Here is a 617-nt window from a genome sequence, read left to right on the forward strand (position 1 = left end):
GCACCCGTGCCGCGATCAACATGACCGGCGGCGATGCGGCGCTCGACCTGACCGCAATGCCGGCCGTGGTGTTCACCGATCCGCAAGTGGCGACCGTGGGCTACAGCGAGGCGGAAGCCCACCACGACGGGATCGAGACCGACAGCCGCACCTTGACCTTGGACAACGTGCCGCGTGCGCTCGCCAACTTCGACACACGCGGCTTCATCAAGTTGGTTATCGAGGAAGGCAGCCATCGGCTGATCGGCGTACAGGCGGTCGCGCCGGAAGCGGGTGAACTGATCCAGACGGCGGCTCTGGCCATTCGCAACCGCATGACGGTGCAGGAACTGGCCGACCAGTTGTTCCCCTACCTGACGATGGTCGAGGGGTTGAAGCTCGCGGCGCAGACCTTCAACAAGGATGTGAAGCAGCTTTCCTGCTGCGCCGGGTGAGAAAAAGGAGGTGTTCAATGAACGCCTACACGGTGTCCCGGCTGGCTCTTGATGCCGGGGTGAGCGTGCATATCGTGCGCGACTACCTGCTGCGCGGATTGCTGCGCCCGGTGGCGTGCACACCAGGCGGCTACGGCTTGTTCGATGACGCCGCCTTGCAACGGCTGTGCTTCGTGCGGGCGG

General features: G+C 64.5%; 1 protein-coding gene and 1 pseudogene. Both read left to right on the top strand.

The annotated features are described in order from the left end of the window. Window positions 1-434: pseudogene (locus HMPREF2886_RS28155) on the top strand (mercuric reductase); the annotation flags it as partial. Window positions 435-451: 17 nt separating this feature from the next. Then, window positions 452-617 (top strand): mercuric resistance transcriptional repressor MerD (merD, locus tag HMPREF2886_RS28160; protein ID WP_070748790.1); only part of this gene is annotated, 166 nt, incomplete at its 3' end.

Origin of the sequence: Pseudomonas sp. HMSC066A08, assembly GCF_001813025.1 — a bacterium.
Classification (GTDB): Bacteria; Pseudomonadota; Gammaproteobacteria; order Pseudomonadales; family Pseudomonadaceae; genus Pseudomonas; species Pseudomonas aeruginosa.